Origin of the sequence: Microbacterium sp. C448 (assembly GCF_000582705.2) — a bacterium.
GTDB lineage: Bacteria > Actinomycetota > Actinomycetes > Actinomycetales > Microbacteriaceae > Microbacterium > Microbacterium lacus_A.
Window position 1 is genome coordinate 1 of record NZ_HG779648.1, and the last position, 17,326, is coordinate 17,326.

General features: G+C 68.8%; 15 protein-coding genes. 9 read left to right on the top strand and 6 right to left on the bottom strand.

Annotated elements, in window-relative coordinates:
* A partial coding sequence (locus MIC448_RS06290; protein ID WP_036297473.1) for a phosphoenolpyruvate carboxylase occupies positions 1–2,159 on the top strand: 2,159 nt, incomplete at its 5' end.
* Positions 2,160–2,320: 161 nt separating this feature from the next.
* Entirely contained in the window at positions 2,321–2,533 is a 213-nt protein-coding gene (locus MIC448_RS06295) for a hypothetical protein (RefSeq protein ID WP_036297475.1), read from the top strand.
* 19 nt (positions 2,534–2,552) lie between these two features.
* Here the strand turns inward: MIC448_RS06295 and MIC448_RS06300 are convergent, their stop codons facing one another.
* Complete coding sequence (locus tag MIC448_RS06300) at positions 2,553–3,152, bottom strand: gamma carbonic anhydrase family protein (protein ID WP_036297477.1); 600 nt, start codon at positions 3,150–3,152, stop codon at positions 2,553–2,555.
* A 96-nt stretch (positions 3,153–3,248) separates the two neighbouring features.
* Positions 3,249–6,878 carry a transcription-repair coupling factor gene (gene mfd, locus MIC448_RS06305; RefSeq protein ID WP_036297478.1) on the bottom strand — a complete coding sequence of 1,210 codons (3,630 nt, stop codon included), beginning with the start codon at positions 6,876–6,878 and terminating at the stop codon, positions 3,249–3,251.
* A 58-nt stretch (positions 6,879–6,936) separates the two neighbouring features.
* Between mfd and MIC448_RS06310 the strand changes: the two genes are divergently transcribed.
* The gene (locus tag MIC448_RS06310; RefSeq protein ID WP_199484413.1) at positions 6,937–7,632 is read left to right on the top strand and encodes a hypothetical protein; all 696 of its coding nucleotides are present in this window, start codon (positions 6,937–6,939) and stop codon (positions 7,630–7,632) included.
* Between the two features lie 18 nt (positions 7,633–7,650).
* Here MIC448_RS06310 and pth read toward each other — a convergent pair whose 3' ends face one another.
* Together pth and MIC448_RS06320 are read right to left on the bottom strand one after the other, a co-directional pair.
* Positions 7,651–8,235 carry an aminoacyl-tRNA hydrolase gene (gene pth, locus MIC448_RS06315; protein WP_036297492.1) on the bottom strand — a complete coding sequence of 195 codons (585 nt, stop codon included), beginning with the start codon at positions 8,233–8,235 and terminating at the stop codon, positions 7,651–7,653.
* Between the two features lie 90 nt (positions 8,236–8,325).
* Positions 8,326–8,988 carry a 50S ribosomal protein L25/general stress protein Ctc gene (locus tag MIC448_RS06320; protein WP_036297482.1) on the bottom strand — a complete coding sequence of 221 codons (663 nt, stop codon included), beginning with the start codon at positions 8,986–8,988 and terminating at the stop codon, positions 8,326–8,328.
* A gap of 247 nt (positions 8,989–9,235) precedes the next feature.
* Between MIC448_RS06320 and MIC448_RS16560 the strand changes: the two genes are divergently transcribed.
* From MIC448_RS16560 to MIC448_RS06330, 3 genes are all read left to right on the top strand, one after another.
* A complete protein-coding gene (locus MIC448_RS16560) occupies positions 9,236–9,361 on the top strand; it encodes a hypothetical protein (protein WP_269800292.1) in 126 nt (41 codons plus the stop codon).
* 253 nt (positions 9,362–9,614) lie between these two features.
* The gene (gndA, locus tag MIC448_RS06325) at positions 9,615–11,042 is read left to right on the top strand and encodes an NADP-dependent phosphogluconate dehydrogenase (RefSeq protein ID WP_036297493.1); all 1,428 of its coding nucleotides are present in this window, start codon (positions 9,615–9,617) and stop codon (positions 11,040–11,042) included.
* 110 nt (positions 11,043–11,152) lie between these two features.
* Entirely contained in the window at positions 11,153–12,139 is a 987-nt protein-coding gene (locus MIC448_RS06330) for an SDR family oxidoreductase (RefSeq protein WP_036297484.1), read from the top strand.
* Positions 12,140–12,274: 135 nt separating this feature from the next.
* Here the strand turns inward: MIC448_RS06330 and MIC448_RS06335 are convergent, their stop codons facing one another.
* Positions 12,275–13,000: an ABC transporter ATP-binding protein gene (locus MIC448_RS06335; protein ID WP_199484414.1), complete on the bottom strand. Its 726-nt coding sequence runs from the start codon at positions 12,998–13,000 to the stop codon at positions 12,275–12,277.
* A 30-nt stretch (positions 13,001–13,030) separates the two neighbouring features.
* Positions 13,031–14,482, bottom strand: coding sequence for an ABC transporter permease (locus tag MIC448_RS06340; RefSeq protein WP_036297486.1), 1,452 nt, complete (start codon positions 14,480–14,482; stop codon positions 13,031–13,033).
* A 220-nt stretch (positions 14,483–14,702) separates the two neighbouring features.
* On the opposite strand from MIC448_RS06340, the gene MIC448_RS06345 reads away from it, so the two are divergent.
* The 3 genes from MIC448_RS06345 to MIC448_RS06355 form a co-directional block, all read left to right on the top strand.
* Positions 14,703–15,431: a response regulator transcription factor gene (locus tag MIC448_RS06345; RefSeq protein WP_036297488.1), complete on the top strand. Its 729-nt coding sequence runs from the start codon at positions 14,703–14,705 to the stop codon at positions 15,429–15,431.
* Positions 15,428–16,999 carry a cell wall metabolism sensor histidine kinase WalK gene (locus MIC448_RS06350; RefSeq protein WP_243419908.1) on the top strand — a complete coding sequence of 524 codons (1,572 nt, stop codon included), beginning with the start codon at positions 15,428–15,430 and terminating at the stop codon, positions 16,997–16,999. Before MIC448_RS06345 ends, MIC448_RS06350 begins: the two co-directional genes overlap by 4 nt.
* Positions 17,000–17,122: 123 nt before the next feature.
* On the top strand, positions 17,123–17,326 hold a 204-nt coding region (locus tag MIC448_RS06355; protein ID WP_144237994.1), incomplete at its 3' end, for a hypothetical protein.

The following is a 17,326-nucleotide window of genomic DNA, read 5'->3' on the forward strand; positions in this document are numbered from 1 at the left end:
CCGTGCGCCGGATTGCGACGCTGCTCGAGACCCTCGACTCTTCGCGGGACGGCGGTGCCGACGAGCGCCGGGCGCGCCGCCGCATCCTCGAAGAAATCGACACACTCTGGCGCACGGCGCCGCTCCGCGCCGAGAAGCCCTCGCCCACCGACGAGGTCCGCGCGATCATGGCCGTCTTCGACGAGACCCTCTACACCGCCGTGCCACACGTGTACCGCCGGGTCGACGACGCGCTGCAGGGAGCCGAAGCCGGTCGTCGCGCGCCGATCGTGCGCCCGTTCGTGCGGATCGGCTCGTGGGTCGGCGGCGACCGCGACGGCAACCCGTTCGTCACCGCCAAAGTGACCCGCAAGGCCGCCGCGATCGCCTCCGAGCACGCGCTGCTCGGCCTTGAGCGCACCGCCTCGCGCGTCGGTCGGTCACTGACCCTCGACGCCGAGACCACTCCCCCGAGTCCCGCGCTCGTCGCCCTCTGGAACCGGCTGCGCGCCGCGGACGAAGACGCGGCCGCCGATATCGCCAAGCGCTCGCCCAACGAGCCGCACCGGCGCATCCTTCTGCTGCTCGCCCGCCGCATCGCCGCGACCCGCACCCGTGACGCCGACCTCGCCTTCCGCGACCCTGACGAACTTCTCGCCGACCTGCGGGTGGTGCAAGACTCGCTCGTCGCCGCCTCCGCCGAGCGCCACGCTTTCGGCGGGCTGCAGCAGCTGATCTGGCAGGTCGAGACGTACGGGTTCCACCTGGCCGAGCTCGAGGTGCGCCAGCACTCGCAGGTGCACCGCAAGGCCCTCGAAGAGCTCGAGGCCGGGGGCGCGCTGAGCGACACGACGGAAGAGGTTCTCGAGGTCTTCCGTGCCGTCGCCTTCGTGCAAGAACGCTTCGGCCCGCGCGCGGCCGGGCGCTACATCGTCTCGTTCACGCAGTCGGCGGAAGACCTCGCGAACGTGCGTCGCCTCGCGCGCTTTGCGGTGGGGCCGGATGCGTCCGGCCCCGTGCTCGACGTCATCCCCCTGTTCGAGACCTTCGCCGATCTGCAGGCCGCGCCGAAGATCCTGGCCGAGATCGTCACGCACCCCGAGTTCGCCGCGCGGCTGAACGAGACGGGTCGGCGCCTCGAGGTCATGCTCGGCTACTCCGACTCGTCGAAGGACGTCGGGCCCGTCGCCGCCAACCTCGCCCTGTACGAGGCACAGGCCGCGATCGCCGCGTGGGCACGCGATGAGCGCATCGAACTGACCCTGTTCCACGGTCGCGGTGGCGCCCTCGGGCGCGGTGGTGGGCCCGCGAACAGCGCGATCCTGGCGCAGCCGCCGCACTCCGTCGAGGGCCGCTTCAAGCTCACCGAGCAGGGCGAGGTCATCTTCGCCCGTTACGGCGACCCGGCGATCGCCATGCGCCACATCGACCAGGTCGCGGCGGCCACGCTGCTGGCGTCGTCCCCGTCGATCGAGCGGCGGAACGAGGCCGCGGCCTCGCGGTACGCGGGCGTCGCGGCGACGATGGACTCCGCATCCCGTGAGCGTTTCTTCTCGCTCGTGCGCGCGCCCGGATTCGCGCCCTGGTTCGCGACCGTCACACCGCTCGAAGAGGTCGGCCTGCTCGCGCTCGGCTCACGCCCGGCTCGCCGCGGACTGTCGGTCGAATCGCTCGAAGACCTGCGGGCCATCCCGTGGGTGTTCGCGTGGACGCAGGCGCGCATCAACCTGGCCGGATGGTTCGGCCTCGGCACCGCGCTCGACGCCGTCGGAGACGAGGCTCTGTTGCGCGAGGCCTACGACGAATGGCCGCTCCTGCGCACCATGATCGACAACGTCGCGATGAGCCTGGCCAAGGCCGACCCGCGCATCGCCCGCCGGTACCTGGCGCTCGGCGACCGGGACGAGCTGGCCGAACTGGTGCTCGCCGAGATGGAATCGACGCGCGACTGGGTGATCCGCATCACCGGCGGGGGCGAGCTGCTCTCGAACAAGCCCGTGCTGCAACGCGCCGTCAAGATGCGCAGCCCCTACGTGGACGCGCTGTCGATGCTGCAGCTGCGCGCCCTGCGTGCCCTGCGCGCCTCGGCCGCGGCCGGCTCCGGGGCCGATCCCGAACAGCAGCGTCTGCTTCTGCTCTCGGTGAGCGGTGTTGCGGCGGGCCTGCAGAACACCGGCTGAGCCTCGCCCGCGTTCGGGCGACGCCGTCGCTTACATCGAGAGGACTCAACATGCCGTGCGGGTTCACTCGCACACGGCATGTTGCGTCCTCTCGGCGTCGTTCGGACGCGGCCACGCGTGGCGGTCGGACGGATGTCGGAGGCCCGGCTTAGCGTGTTCGCATGATCAAGACACGAGAAGACGAGACACGACAAGACGTCAGCGATCTCGCCGCCGAGATCTGCCCCGTCTGCGACGACACTCGCGTGCGGGTCGTGGAATTCGGATGGTTCGTCCTCGAACTCGACCGGCACGAAGAGCTGCGCGACGAGCTGTACGCGGACGAACCCGCGCTCGAGTTCCGGTGCCTGTCGTGCGGCGCCAACTGGGCGTAAGGCACGCACCCGCCAAGCCTCAATCGATGCGACGATCCTGCCGGTGGCGCGACAGGCTGCGGCCGTAGCGCTCGGTGAGCTGCACCATCAGGTCGGGTGTGTCGCGGTCGAGGCCGAAGACGTAGCCCGGGAAATCGAGTTCCTTCTGCGCGGCCCAGATCTCGTCGTGCCGGTCTGGTGAATACAGTCCGAGCGGATGCCCCACCGCGATCCAGGCGATCGGCACAACCGTCTCGGGTGGAAGTGTCGTGCGCAGGTGCACGATCGCACCGATCCGAACCTCGCAGCGGTCGCCGATCCGCGCGCCGTTGAACACACGCGTGCCCGTCGCGAGGAAGACCTCCGAGCCGATGACCGCGCCGCTCAGCGTAGCGCCCGGGCCGATCAGCGTGTGATCGCCGATGTGCACGGCGTCGGCCGACGTGGCCCGGATGACCGCGTTCTCCATCACGATGACGCACGCCGCCAGCGTGATCGGGCCGCCCTCGGCCGTGATCACGGCGCCATGAAGCACCTGGCAATCGGGGCCGATCTCGACGTCACCCGAGATGACCGCGGTTTCGGCGATGACCGCCGTGGGATCGATGCGGGGCCGCGCCCCGAGGTGCTCGAACAACATGCGCTCAACCTACTCCGACGCGCGGAACGGGCACCCTCGCGCGCGGAACGGGCACCCTCGACGGCCGGAACGGGCACCCTCGCGCGTCAGGGGCGGTCAGGCGGATGCCGCGGGCGCGGACTCCTGTGCCACACCGGTGGCCGGAGCCTCGGGCGTGGGCTCGGGGAACAGCGCCGTCAGCAACTGCCCCGTCCAGGCGATCAGCTCGTCGTCCGGTAGCGCGTCGGCGCCCGACCGCGGCATCGGCACCACGAGTGCCTCGCCGCCCGACATGAGCTTCGCGCCGGGGTAGAGCCGCTGCATCCGTACGCGCAACGAATCCGGCAGATGTGCCGGAGCGACCCGCAGATTCGGGCCCATCGCGACGACATCCGTCAGGCCGGAGCGTGCCGCGCGGCGGCGCAGGCGAGCGACCGCGATGATACCCGTGACCTCGGCGGGCGGCTCGCCGTAGCGGTCGCGGAGCTCTTCGACGACCAGGTCGATCGCGTCGGGTGCCGCCGTTGCCGTCGCTGCGGACGAAAGCTTCTGGTACGCCTCGAGCCGCAGACGCTCGCTGTCGATGTACGACTCCGGGATGCGCGCCCGCACCGGCAGCTCGAGTCGCAGTTCGGTCTGCCCCTCCACATCGTCGCCACGGAACGTCGCGACGGCCTCGCCGATCATGCGCAGGTACAGGTCGAATCCGACGCCCGCGATATGGCCTGCCTGCTCGGCACCGAGCATGTTGCCTGCGCCACGCAGTTCGAGGTCCTTCAGAGCGACCTGCATGCCCGACCCGAGGTCGTTGTTGACCGCGATGGTCTCCAGTCGGTCGGCCGCGGTCTCGGACAGCGGCTTCATGTCGTCGTAGAGGAAGTACGCATACGCTCGCTCGCGCGCACGGCCGACGCGACCGCGCAACTGGTGCAACTGCGACAGGCCGTACTTGTCGGCGCGGTCGATCACGATCGTGTTGGCGTTCGAGATGTCGAGGCCGGTCTCGATGATCGTCGTGCACACGAGGACGTCGAACTTGCGCTCCCAGAAGTCGTCGACGACCTGCTCGAGCGCGTGCTCGCCCAGCTGTCCGTGCGCGACCGCGATGCGCGCCTCGGGCACGAGTTCTGCCAAGTGCGCCGCGACCCGCTGGATCGACGAGACCCGGTTGTGCACGTAGAAGATCTGCCCCTCGCGCAGCAGTTCCCGCCGGATCGCGGCGGCGATCTGCTTGTCGTTGCGCGGCCCGACGTAGGAGAGGATCGGATGCCTGTCCTCGGGCGGCGTCGCGAGCGTCGACATCTCACGGATGCCCGTCACCGCCATCTCGAGCGTGCGCGGGATGGGTGTCGCACTCATCGCCAGGATGTCGACGTTGGTCTTGAGTTTCTTCAGAGCGTCCTTGTGCTCGACCCCGAAGCGCTGCTCCTCGTCGATGATGACGAGCCCGACATCCTTGAACGACACCTTTTCGGTCAGGATGCGGTGGGTGCCGATCACCATGTCGACCGAGCCGTCCTCGAGCCCTGTGACGATCTCGCGCGCCTCTTTATCGGTCTGGAACCGTGAGAGCGCCCGGACGCGCACGGGGAACCCGGCGAACCGCTCGGTGAAGGTCTCGAGGTGCTGCTTGACCAGCAGCGTGGTCGGGACGAGCATCGCGACCTGCTTGCCGTCCTGAATCGCCTTGAACGCGGCCCGCACGGCGACCTCGGTCTTACCGAAGCCGACATCGCCCGAGAGCAGGCGGTCCATCGGGATGGGCCGCTCCATGTCGGCCTTGACCTCGTCGATCGTCTGCAACTGGTCGGGCGTCTCGGCGAAGGGGAACGCCTCTTCGAGCTCACGCTGCCACGGGGTGTCGGGACTGAAGGCGAACCCCTTGGCCGACATACGCGCCGAGTAGAGCTTGACGAGCTCGACGGCGATGTCGCGGACGGCCTTTCGGGCCTTACCCTTCGCCGCCGCCCAGTCGCTCCCGCCCATCTTTGACAGCGTCGGGGCCTCTCCTCCGACGTACTTCGACAGCAGATCGAGCTGATCCGTCGGCACGAAGAGCTTGTCGCCCGGGAAGCCGCGCTTGCTCGGGGCGTACTCGACCACGAGGTATTCGCGCTTGGTCTTGACGGGGTTGCGCCCACCCGACGAGACCTCACGCTGAACCAACTCGACGAACCGGCCAATGCCGTGAGTGGAATGAACCACGAAGTCACCGGCCTTGAGCTGCAGCGGGTCGACGACGTTCCGCCGACGCGACGCCAGCTTTTTGACCACCCGCGAGTCCGCGCTAATCGTGCGCCCGTAGAAATCGGATTCGGTGAGCACCGCGATCTTCGCGTCGGCGAATGAGAACCCCGCCTCGATCGGCGCCTTCACGAGCATGGCGACGCCCGCCTCGGGAGCATCGACGAGATCGTCCACGACCCGCGCCGCGAAGCCGCGCTCGGAGAGCACATCGCGCGCGCGATCGACCAGGCCCGAACCGGCAGCCGCGACGACGACGCTCCACCCGTCCGCGAGCAGGTCGCCGACGTGCGCCGTGGCGCCGTCGATATTGCCGTGGAACGAGGGGATGCCGGCTCCCGGGAAGCGGACGGCGGATGATTCGCCCTGCTCGAGCACTCCGTCCGCAGCCGCGTCAACGGCCCCGGAGTCGAAGGCACTCAGGGTCCACCAGACTCCCCCGCGCTCGGCCGATGCCGCGCGCAGGTTCGGCAGGGTCAAGAAGTCGCCCTTGCCGAGGTCGATCGGCGTGTCGGCGCCCGCCGTCGCGGCACTCCAGGCCGCCTCGAGGAACTCGCGGTTCGTGTCCTGCAGCGTGATCGCGCGCGCGACAGCGCGTTCCGGGTCGACGAGGGCCACGGCGGTCCCCGCCGGGAGGTAGTCGACGAGCGGCACGATGCCGTCCGCGAGGACCGGCGTGAGGGACTCCATGCCCTCGACGGCGATGCCCTCGGACATCCGCTCGAGCATTCCCGCAAGTCCCGGCAGCTCGCCCTGCAGCGCACGGGCCCGCTCGCGCACCTCGGCGGTGAGCAGCAGCTCTCGACTGGGCGGCAGGGCGATCGAATCGATGGCGCCCGGCAGTGAGCGCTGATCGGCGACGGCGAACGCGCGGATCTGATCGACCTCGTCGCCGAAGAACTCGACGCGGCACGGGTGATCGGCGATCGCAGGGAAGACATCCAGGATGCCTCCGCGCAGCGCGAACTCCCCGCGACGCGAAACCATGTCGACGCGCGTATAGGCGAGCTCGACGAGTCGTTCGGCCAATGACGTCAGGTCATGGCCGCGGGTGCCGACCGCGAGCTCGACGGGCCGGACGTTCTCGAGGCCCGAGGCAATCGGCTGGAGCGCCGCCCGCACCGAAGCCGTCACGATGAGCGGCCGTGAGCCGTCCCACTCTGCGACCCGACGCAGCACCTCGAGTCGGGCACCCACGATTTCAGGGCTCGGGCTCAGGCGCTCGTGCGGCAGGGTCTCCCACGCGGGGAACGACAGCACCAGGGCGTCGGGCAGGTAGGCCGCGAGCGAGGGGCCGAGCTGGTCGGCTCGACGTCCGGTCGGCGTGATCGCGAGCAACGCGGGCGGACGCCCCGCCGCTGCGCGCCGCTCGACGAGGGCGGAGAGGACGGGGGCGACGAGGCCTTCGATGAGAGAGAGGTCGGCGTCGCGGGAGGCCTCGTCGAGGCCCTCACGGAACGCTTCTGAGCGCGCCAGGGCGCGCGTGATTCCGTGAATTGACACGTGACCAGTCTACGAGCCCCCACCGACACCGCGCCGTTCCCGACCCTAGGATGAGGGCATGAGCGACCAGACGCCGCCCACGGATGAGCCCCCCGCGGGCGACTATCCATCCCCGCCGACCACGCCGCCCGCCGCGCCGCCGTTTGCGCAGCCCGGCGCGGCTCCGGTAGCGCCGCCGGTCGCCCCACCCGTCGCTCCTCCGGTTCCCCCGTACCCGAACCCGCCCTACGCGGGCGGACCGTATCCGGGCCCCCAGCATCCGTCTCTCCCCGGTCCGAACGCCGGCTACCCACCGACCGGCATGTACCCGGGCACCTATCCGGCGGCGGGAGCACCCGCCGCCGGACCCACCGCGAAGAAGCCGGGTGGGCTCGGACTGGTTGCGCTGCTGCTCGCGCTCGGTGCCGCCGTGGTCACGCCGATCATCGGTGCCGTCGCCGCATTCCAGGTCGGCACGGGCCTCTCTTCCCGTTTCGAGACCATGCCCAGCACGGCGTGGGAGGACCTCTCGTTCCTCTCCCCCGTTCGCGAGTGGGTGCTGCTCGGCGAGATCGCCTTCTGGGCCGGCACGGTGCTCGGCATCTGGGCGATCGTCCAGGGAATCGTTGCGATCGCCAAGCGCCGCGGACTCGGCACCGGCATCGCGGCGGTCGTCGTCGCGGCCGTCGGGCTCTTCATCTTCGGCACGGTCGTCTACGGTGCCGGGATCGCGGGGATCGCGACCGGCGCTACCGGTGCCGGCATCGGCGTCTGACGCCCGGGTCGGAGAGCGCTACTCGCGGGGCGCGTGGTACCGCTGCTGGGCCGCGAGCAAACCCTCGCCGACGACCAGTTCGACAGCATCCGCGGCATCCCCGATCAGGAGTGGCAGCTGCGCTCTCTCGGCCGCACCGAACGGGTCGAGAACCCAGTCCGCCGCATCCTGACGGCCGGGAGACCGCCCGATCCCCACGCGAACGCGGGTGAACTCGGGCGTGTCCAGGGCCTTCGCGACATCGCGCACGCCGTTGTGACCGCCGTGCCCGCCGCCGACTTTGAGCTTGATGGTGTCGAACGGGATGTCGAGCTCGTCGTGGACGACGATGACCCGATCGGCCTCGATTCCGAAGAATGCCGCGAGGCCCGAAACCGGTCCGCCCGAGACGTTCATGAACGAGTTCGGCTTCGCCAGCACGAGCTTCGCTGAACCCGCCGCGAGCCACGTCTCCGCCACCCGCGCATTCGCCCTGTGAGATTTGAACGTTGCGCCGCGGCGTCGGGCGAGTTCATCGACGACCATCTGCCCGACGTTGTGACGCGTGCTCTCATAACGCGAACCCGGGTTGCCGAGCCCCACCACCAACCACGCGTCAGCCACGCCCACTCCCTCTGTCGATGCCCTCATGCACGGAGCCCGCCCCCACCGTATCGGCGAGAGCGGGCTCCGGTTGCGCGGTTGCGCGGTTGCTTATTCGGCGGACTCGTCCTTGGCTTCCTCGGCCTCGATGGCCTGAGCAGCCGAGACGGCCGCGTCGAGCTCGGCGATCTCGTCCTCGGCCGCAAGTGTCGCGGACGGAACGGAGATCGCGACGATGAGCGTCTCGGGGTCGACGATGAGCGATGCCCCCCGGGGCAGCTTCAGGTCGGCAGCGGTGATGTGCGTGCCATCCTCGAGTCCCTCGACGTCGACCTCGATGCGCTGCGGGATGTGCGTGGCTTCGACCTCGAGCAGAACCGTGTTGGCGTCCTGAGCGGCGAGGGTTCCGGGCGCGGGCTCACCGATGATCGAGATCGGCACGTCGACCTGGATCTTCTCGCCCTTCTTCACCACGAGCAGGTCGATGTGCTCGATGATCTGGTGCACGGGGTCCTTCTGGACGTCCTTGACCAGCGTCAGCTGCTGGGTGCCCTCGACATCGAGCTCGAGCACCGCGTTGGCGCGACGCAGCAGCAGCGCGACCTGGTGACCCGGGAGGGCGACGTGCACGGGCTGTTCGCCGTGGCCGTAGATGACGGCCGGGATCTTGCCTGCGGCGCGGAGGCGACGGGCGAAGCCCTTGCCGAAGCTGGTGCGAAGCTCGGCGTGGACCTTGGTGTCGTCCTTGGTATCTGCCTGGGTGTCTTTCGACATGATGAATCTCCTTGTGGGCACGCGACGGGATCCGTCACGTAGGTCTGGGGTTCTCGACTCAAACGCCAACGCGGGAGGAGTGCCACCAGGGCCCACATCGCCACGTCGATCACGGATGCCTCGCGCAGACGGACGACCGCGCAACGACATCCCTCGCCGAGGGTGCACACCATCCTACCGGAGATGCCTGTAGCGTGAATACACCCGGCCTCACCCTCCCCGGCCCGACCCACCACCGGAGCAGATCATGATCGACGGCGTATTTCTCTCTCACGTTCTCGTGTGGTCCATCGGCGCGTTGACCGCGGTCGGTGCGGTCCTCACGGCTGGCGCGTTCTGGTCGATGGGCCGATCGGGTTACCGCAAGGACTGACCCGACGCGGCGCGGGATCACTTCCGCCGCACGGCGCGAAGGACAGCGCGATAGCCTGGATGCGTCCCCTCTAGGAACGCAAGGAGCGCGCGTGTCGCAGAACGATCCGTCCCCGCAGGTCAACACTTCGACGGACCGGGAGGACTCCCCCGGCTCCGCACCGGAGCACGAGGGTGCGCCCCGCCCGGAGGATGTCGACCGCGATACGGCAACCCCCTCCGGCCCCGGTGAGGATGGCGCAGCCGTCGCCAACATCGGCGTTGTCGGTCTCGCCGTCATGGGCTCGAACCTCGCCCGCAACCTCGCTCGCCGCGAGGGCAACACGGTCGCCATCTACAACCGCAGCCGCGACAAGACCGAGCACCTCGCCGAGCAGCACCCCGAGGCGGGCTTCGTACCCGCCTTCGACTACGCCGAGTTCGCCGCCTCGCTGCAGAAGCCGCGCGCCGCGCTGGTCATGGTGAAGGCCGGCCGGCCGACGGATGCCGTGATCGACGAGCTCGTCAACGTTTTCGAGCCGGGCGACATCATCATCGACGGTGGCAACTCGCTGTTCACCGACACCATCCGCCGCGAGCGCGCCGTCCGCGAAACCGGCATCAACTTCGTCGGAATGGGTGTCTCGGGCGGAGAAGAGGGCGCGCTCGAGGGCCCCTCGCTGATGCCCGGTGGTTCGGACGAGTCGTGGGTCAAGCTCGGTCCCATCCTGCGCTCGATCGCTGCGGTCGCCGAGGGCGAGCCGTGCGTCACGCACATCGGCCACGACGGCGCGGGGCACTTCGTCAAGATGGTGCACAACGGCATCGAGTACGCCGATATGCAGCTGATCGCCGAGGCGTACGACCTGATCCGGCGAGGCACGGGCAAGTCCCCCGCCGAGATCGCGGATGTCTTCGCCGAGTGGAACACGGGCGAACTCGAGTCCTACCTGATCGAGATCACCTCCGAGGTGCTGCGCCAGGTCGATCTCGACACGGGCAAGCCGCTCGTCGACGTGATTCTCGACCAAGCCGGCGCCAAGGGTACCGGCGCGTGGACGGTGCAGACGGCACTCGACCTTGGCGTTCCCGTTTCGGGTATCGCCGAGGCGACGTTCGCGCGTTCGCTCTCGTCGCACCCCGAGCAGCGCTCCGTGGCCCGCGACCTGCCGGGCGCCGAAGAAGAGCTCGAGCTCGAGGACGAAGACGCCTTCATCGAGGACGTGCGCCTCGCACTGTTCGCCTCGAAGATCGTCGCGTACTCGCAGGGGTTCGATGAGATCCGCGCGGGCGCCGCACAGTACGACTGGAACATCGACTTGGGTGCCGTCTCGAAGATCTGGCGCGCCGGCTGCATCATCCGCGCGCAGTTCCTCAACAGGATCGCGGATGCCTACGCCGAAACCCCGGACCTGCCCGTGCTGCTCACGGCTCCGTACTTCGTCGACGCTTTGACCCGCGCGCAGGGCGCGTGGCGCCGGATCGTCTCTGCGGCGGCGACCGCGGGCATCCCGGCTCCGGCTTTCTCGTCGTCCCTGGCCTACTACGACGGGCTGCGCGCAGAGCGCCTCCCGGCCGCGCTCATCCAGGGTCAGCGCGACTTCTTCGGCGCGCACACCTACAAGCGCATCGACAAGCCCGGCACGTTCCACACGCTGTGGTCGGGCGACCGCACCGAGATCGAGGCGACCGACACGCACTGACCTGCGGGTCTCGCACGACGCATCCGTGTCCCCCTTTCGCTCGTTATCAGCTGTGCTGAGCGAGTGAAAGGGGGACACGTTTCGTGGGGGCCGGGACTAGGGTCGGGCACATGCGAGTGCTCTTCATCGGCGGGACCGGAACCATCAGCGCGGCCTGTGTGCGGGCGGCGGTCGGGGCAGGACACGAGGTCAGCGTGCTCAACCGCGGTTCGGGTCGACAGCCTCTTCCCGCGGGGGTTCGCGAGATCATCGCCGACATTCGCGACGAGGATGCTTCGCGCCGGGCGATCGGTGGGCAGGACTTCGACGTCGTCGCCGACTTCCTGTCGTTCACGCCCGATCATGTCGAGACCGTCCTGCGGCTCGTGGAGGGGCGCTGCGCGCAGTACATCTTCATCAGCTCCGCCTCCGCGTACGACAAGCCGCCCCGGCGCCTGCCCGTGACCGAGTCCACTCCGCTGCGAAACCCGTACTGGCAGTACTCACGCGAGAAGATCGCCTGCGAGGACATGCTCGTCGGCGCCTACCGCGACCGCGGGCTGCCGGTCACGATCGTCCGCCCCTCGCACACCTACGACCACAAGCTGTTGCCGACGATGGGCGGCTGGACTGACATCGCGCGGATACGGGCGGGCAAGCCTGTCGTGGTGCACGGCGACGGCACGAGCCTGTGGACCCTGACCCACAGCGATGACTTCGCCGTCGCATTCACCGGACTGCTCGGCGCACCCCAGGCGATCGGCGAGGCCTACACGATCACGGGCGATCACGCCCCGACGTGGAATCAGATCTACGGATGGCTCGCCCAGGCGGCGGAGGTAACCGAGCCGCGGCTGGTGCACATCGCATCCGAGACGATCGCCGTGTTCCGTCCCGATCTCGGCCCGGGACTTGTGGGCGATAAGGCGCACTCGATGGTGTTCGACACCGCGAAGATCCGCGCCCTGGTCCCCGAGTTCCGCACGACCGTGCGGTTCGACGAGGGGGCGCGCCGCATCCTGGCCCACTTCGACGCGAATCCGGAACTGCAGCGGGTAAACCCCGAGCTCGATGCCGCGTTCGACCGCATGGTCGCGCACGCGTACTCGGCCGGCTAGGAGCACCTGTACCGTCTGGCCCGCCGCCGAAGTGGCATAGGCCCCACGACCATGTCCCACTTTCGCTCGCAAAGAGTTGCCTATAGCGAGCGAAAGTGGGACACACATCCCGAAAAGTGGGACATGAAGGATGGGTCAGCGCGTGATGTCGCGCACAGAACCCTTCTCGAGCCGCAGCCGACGCTTCGCCCGACGGGCGACGGCGGAGTCGTGGGTCACCATGATGAGCGTGAGCCCCGACTGGTGCAGCCCCTCGAGCAGACGCAGAATCTCGTCGCGCATGCTCTCGTCGAGGTTTCCCGTGGGTTCATCAGCCAGCAGCACGCGCGGGCGTTTGACGATGGCTCGGGCTATCGCGACCCGCTGCTGCTGACCACCCGACAGCTCACCCGGGCGGTGATCGCCGCGGTCAGCGAGACCCACGTGACCGAGCGCCTCGGTCACCCGCTCCGCCCGCTCGGCCTTCGACAGGCCCAGCGGCTCGAGCCCCATGTCGACGTTCTCGTGCGCCGTCAGGGTCGGGATGAGGTTGAACCCCTGGAACACGAAGCCGATCTCGCGCGCCCGCAGCGCCCCGAGTGCCGCGTTCGAGGCGGACGCCATATCGGTCTCACCGAGCATGACCGACCCCACGGAGGGACGGTCCAGCGCGCCGAGCAACTGCAGCAGCGTCGACTTTCCGCCACCGGTCGGACCCTGGATCGTGATGAAGTCGCCCTGATCGATCTCGAGGTCGACCTTGTGCAGTGCACGCACCTGGCGACCCTTCTGCGGGTACGTCTTCCCCACGCCGGTGAGGCGATACAGGACGGATGCCGGGGCACCCGGGTTTGCGTGGGCCTCGGTGTCGATCATGGTCATCGTCTTTTCTCCTGTCGTGTCAGTCATGGATCAGCCCACCGAACGGAGAGCTTCGGCCGGGCTGAGCCGGGCCGCGCGCCAGCCGCCGAACGCTCCGGCGATGAGGCCACCGGCAACGGCGAGCCCGATGGCCGCAGCGATCACCGTGGGGGTGAGTGGCGCGCTGAGCACCACTTCCGTTGCGGTCTGTGCCGTCGCCGCTCCGCCGAAGCCGCCCATGCCGCCCCCGCCCATGCCACCCGGGCCGGCTTGCGTGGTCGTCTCGGCCGCCGTCGAGATGGTCGGCGAGATGATGTTGATCGTCAGCACTCCCGCAAGTCCGATCGCGAGTCCGACGACACCGCCGATGAGGCCCTGGACCAGCGACTCACCCGCGACCTGGCCGACGACGCGGCCGTTCGACCAGCCGATGGCCTTCAGCGTCCCGAATTCGCGAGTACGGCGGGAGACACCCGAGATCGTGAAGAGCACCGCGAGCATGATCGCGACGGCCAGAACGATGATCGAGAGCCACGTGCCGAGGTTGCTGATGAGAGAACTCGCGCTCGACAGCGATCCCGAGACGGACGAGGCCAGATCGGACTGCGAGCTCACCGTCGCCTCCGGGAGCGCTTCGGCGAGTTCGGCCTGCACGGTGGTGATCGCGTCGGATGAATCGGCCTGCACGTACACGGTCGAGATGACGTCCCCCACCCCGGAGAGGGTCTGCGCCACATCCAGCGGCAGGTAGACGTTGGCGGCGGTGTCCGCCTCGTTCGAGGTGGACGCGATGACACCGACGATCTCCATCTCGGTACCGCCGACATCGATCATGTCGCCGACCGCGAGTTCGTTCGTCGCGGCATACGTCGAGTCGACGATCGCGACGTTCTGTCCCACGTCGTCGGCGTCGAGGGCCCGGCCGTCCTCGAGGGTTACGGCCGAGAGGGGCCCGACGGACACGGCCGAGGGGTCGATGCCGAGCACCGTGAAGGACTCCACGTCGAAGGCGCTGCCGCCCGCGCCATCCGCTCCCCCTGCCGGCGGGGCGCCGCCCTCGCCGGGCTGCCCCATCTGCGACATATCGGGCATCTCGCCCGAGAAGGTCGTGTTGGTCAGGCTGAGCGCACCCGATGCGCCCGAGACGCCGTCGAGCGACTCGACCGTCGTGAGGGTCGAGGCGTCGAGGGTTCCGCGCATCCGATCGGCCATGAGGCGCGACTGGCTGAGCGAGGTGGTGCCGTCGGATGTCTCCCCCGCACCATCCTCGAATTCGAACTGCGGCCCGCCCCCCTCTCCGGGTTCGGTTGTCGCGCCCGTGACCGTGAGGTCGGTGCCGACGCCGTAGATCGACTCGAGCGCCTGTGCCTGCGCGTCGCGCACCCCGGCGGATAGCGAATTGACGATGATGACGAGCGCGATCGCAACGCCGAGCCCGGCAGCCACGATGATGGTCTGCTTTCGGCGGCCCGCGAGCTCGCGACGTAGATAAGTCCCGTACATGTCTCTCCTCCTGTCCGGCCCCGCGACCGGATCGGGATCGACGCTAGGGAGAGCACTGATGTAAGGGTGAGGACCTACTTATGGGTTCCTTATGTGCGCACATCGCTCTGGTGAAAAACGGCCTACGGTGTGCTGGGGATGGGCACTATCCGCCCGATTCACAGCAAACGCATATCCGCACCCATAGGAAGCACATAGACTTCGGTCCCAGAATCAACACATGACTTCCGCCGCTCCCGCCCTGCACCGCCCCGATGGCACCGCCCTGCGCATCGCCGTCGTCGATGACGAGCAGATGCTCACCGACCTGCTCTCGATGGCCCTGCGCATGGAGGGGTGGGAGGTCAAGACCGCGGCGAGCGGCTACGAGGCACTGCAACTCGTGCGCGACTTCGAGCCCGACGCTCTCGTGCTCGACATCATGATGCCCGACCTCGACGGGATGGCCGTGCTGCAGCGCCTGCGGCAGTCGGGCGACGATGTACCCGTGCTCTTCCTCACCGCGAAGGACGCGGTTGCCGACCGCGTCGCGGGGCTCACGGCGGGCGGCGACGACTATGTCACCAAGCCCTTCAGCCTCGAAGAGGTCGTGGCGCGCCTGCGCGGACTGATGCGTCGCGCCGGTTCGGCATTCGCCGACGAGGCCGAGCCGATCCTGCGTGTGGCCGACCTGTCGCTCAACGAGGACAGCCACGAGGTCGAGCGGGCCGGCGCGCAGATCGAGCTGACCGCGACCGAATTCGAACTGCTGCGCTTCCTGATGCGCAATCCGCGCCGCGTGGTCTCGAAGGCGCAGATCCTCGACCGCGTCTGGAACTATGACTTCGGCGGACGCTCGAGCGTCGTCGAGCTGTACATCTCGTACCTGCGAAAGAAGATCGACGCGGGTCATCCGCCGCTCATCCACACGGTCCGCGGCGTCGGTTACATGATCAAGGCGCCCCAGTGACGAGCCCCACTCCGGTGAAGGCGGAGGTGTCCGAGACGGATGCCTCCGCTTCGCCGTCCTCGACTTCTTCGGCGTCTTCGGCGTCCTCTCGGACCACCCCGGCAGCGAAGCGCCCGCGCGCACCCTGGACCCTGCAGCGGCGCCTGATCCTGACCGTCGTCGGGATCGTGTCGATCATCCTCGTCCTGGTGTCGATCGTCACGAGCGTCGTCCTCGGGCGGGTGCTCGAGGGCAACGTCGACGCCCGGCTCAGGAGCCTCGGCACGGAGGCGCTCTCGCTTCCGCCCGGGTTTCCGGGTAGCGACGCAACGGCCTTCCAGATCCTCGAAGGGGGCCGACAGGAGTCCGGATTCCTGCTTGTGCTGAGCGACTCGAGCGGTAGCCAGACGGGTGCCGTCGTCGATGAGACGCGTGAGGTGGCTGCGCTGTCCGCCACGCAGATCGAGCGCGTGCTCGACGCGGTATCCGCCGATGGCCCGACGACCGTGAACGTGGGCAACGATCTCGGCGATTATCGCGTCATCGCGGTCGTGAACCGCGACAGCCGCGAGGTGGTCGGGGCCGTCGGCCTGTCGCTGGAAGAGGTCCAGAGCACGATCGCCAGCCTGCTCACCGCGACCGCTCTCCTCACCGCCGGGGGGCTTGTGCTTCTCGGCGTCGCGACGGCCTGGACCATCCGACGCGGCCTGAAACCGCTGCGTGCGGTCGCCGATACGGCGTCGCGCGTCGCTCGGCAACCCCTCGACCAGGGTGAGGTGTCGATCTCGGAACGCGTGCCCGCCGCCCAGGCCGACGACCGCACCGAGATCGGCCGTGTGGGAGCGGCACTGAACACGCTGCTCCATCACGTCGACGCATCCCTCGACGCCCGCCAACGCAACGAAGAGCGGATGCGCCGGTTCGTCGCCGACGCGAGCCACGAACTCCGCACTCCCCTGGCCTCGATCCGCGGGTACTCAGAGCTGTCCCTGCGCGACCGATCGCTGAGCGAAACCAGCGAGCAATCGCTGCAGCGCATCCAGGCGCAGTCGCTACGGATGACGGGGATCGTCGAGGACCTTTTGCTGCTCGCGCGCCTAGACGAGGGGCAAGAGCTCGTCTACGGCACGTCCGACCTGTCTCGCCTGGTCGTTGAGGCCGTGGGCGACGCCCAGGTCGCCGCACCCGATCATGAGTGGAGCATCGAGGTCGGCGACGAGCCCGTGCAGATCGCGGGCGACACCGCACGCCTGCACCAGGTTGTGGCCAACCTGCTTGCGAACGCCCGCACCCACACCCCGGCCGGGACGCACGTGACGACGAGCGTTGCGCGCGAAGGATCCGACGCCGTCATTCGCGTGCAGGACGACGGCCCGGGAATCGACCCGGCACTTCAGGCCGAGCTGTTCGAACGCTTCTCGCGCGGCGACACCTCGCGCGCCCGCCAAACCGGAGGCTCCGGCCTCGGGCTGTCGATCGTGCGAGCGATCGTCGAGGCGCACGAGGGCACGATCTCGATGCGGAGCGTTCCGGGCGACACCGCGTTCGAGGTGCGCCTGCCGGCGAAGCCGCTCGACCCCGAGGTCTGAGGCCGGGTCGGTGGCGCGCGGCTGAGGAAGGTGAGAGAACTCTCATCCTGAAGTCCTGTTCTGGGCCGGAAATACGTGGTTTTCGGGCTTTGGATGTCGGAGGCCGTCCGTAGAGTATCGAACATGAGTTCGAATCAGACCGGGGTTGTGGAGGCGCTCGACAACGCCCCCGTCCTCGGTCTGGTCGAGGGAATCGTGGCGTTGCGCAAACAGGCCGCGCAGGTGCACGCGGCGGAGGTCCGGTTGCTCGCCGGGGCGGGCCAGCTCGCGGCGTCGCGTTCTTCGCGCTTGCGTTCGGATTCGCGGGAGCGGGAGATGCACCTCCGC

Excerpts from the sequence above, each read along its gene's own strand:
- MIC448_RS06295 (WP_036297475.1), top strand. The coding sequence starts at position 2,321 with ATGATCAAGACACGAGAAGACGAGACACGACAAGACGTCAGCGATCTC.
- MIC448_RS06330 (WP_036297484.1), top strand. The coding sequence starts at position 11,153 with ATGCGAGTGCTCTTCATCGGCGGGACCGGAACCATCAGCGCGGCCTGT.
- MIC448_RS06310 (WP_199484413.1), top strand. The coding sequence starts at position 6,937 with ATGAGCGACCAGACGCCGCCCACGGATGAGCCCCCCGCGGGCGACTAT.
- MIC448_RS06300 (WP_036297477.1), bottom strand. The coding sequence starts at position 3,152 with ATGTTGTTCGAGCACCTCGGGGCGCGGCCCCGCATCGATCCCACGGCG.
- MIC448_RS06335 (WP_199484414.1), bottom strand. The coding sequence starts at position 13,000 with ATGACCATGATCGACACCGAGGCCCACGCAAACCCGGGTGCCCCGGCA.
- MIC448_RS06345 (WP_036297488.1), top strand. The coding sequence starts at position 14,703 with ATGACTTCCGCCGCTCCCGCCCTGCACCGCCCCGATGGCACCGCCCTG.
- MIC448_RS16560 (WP_269800292.1), top strand. The coding sequence starts at position 9,236 with ATGATCGACGGCGTATTTCTCTCTCACGTTCTCGTGTGGTCCATCGGC.
- MIC448_RS06320 (WP_036297482.1), bottom strand. The coding sequence starts at position 8,988 with ATGTCGAAAGACACCCAGGCAGATACCAAGGACGACACCAAGGTCCAC.
- MIC448_RS06340 (WP_036297486.1), bottom strand. The coding sequence starts at position 14,482 with ATGTACGGGACTTATCTACGTCGCGAGCTCGCGGGCCGCCGAAAGCAG.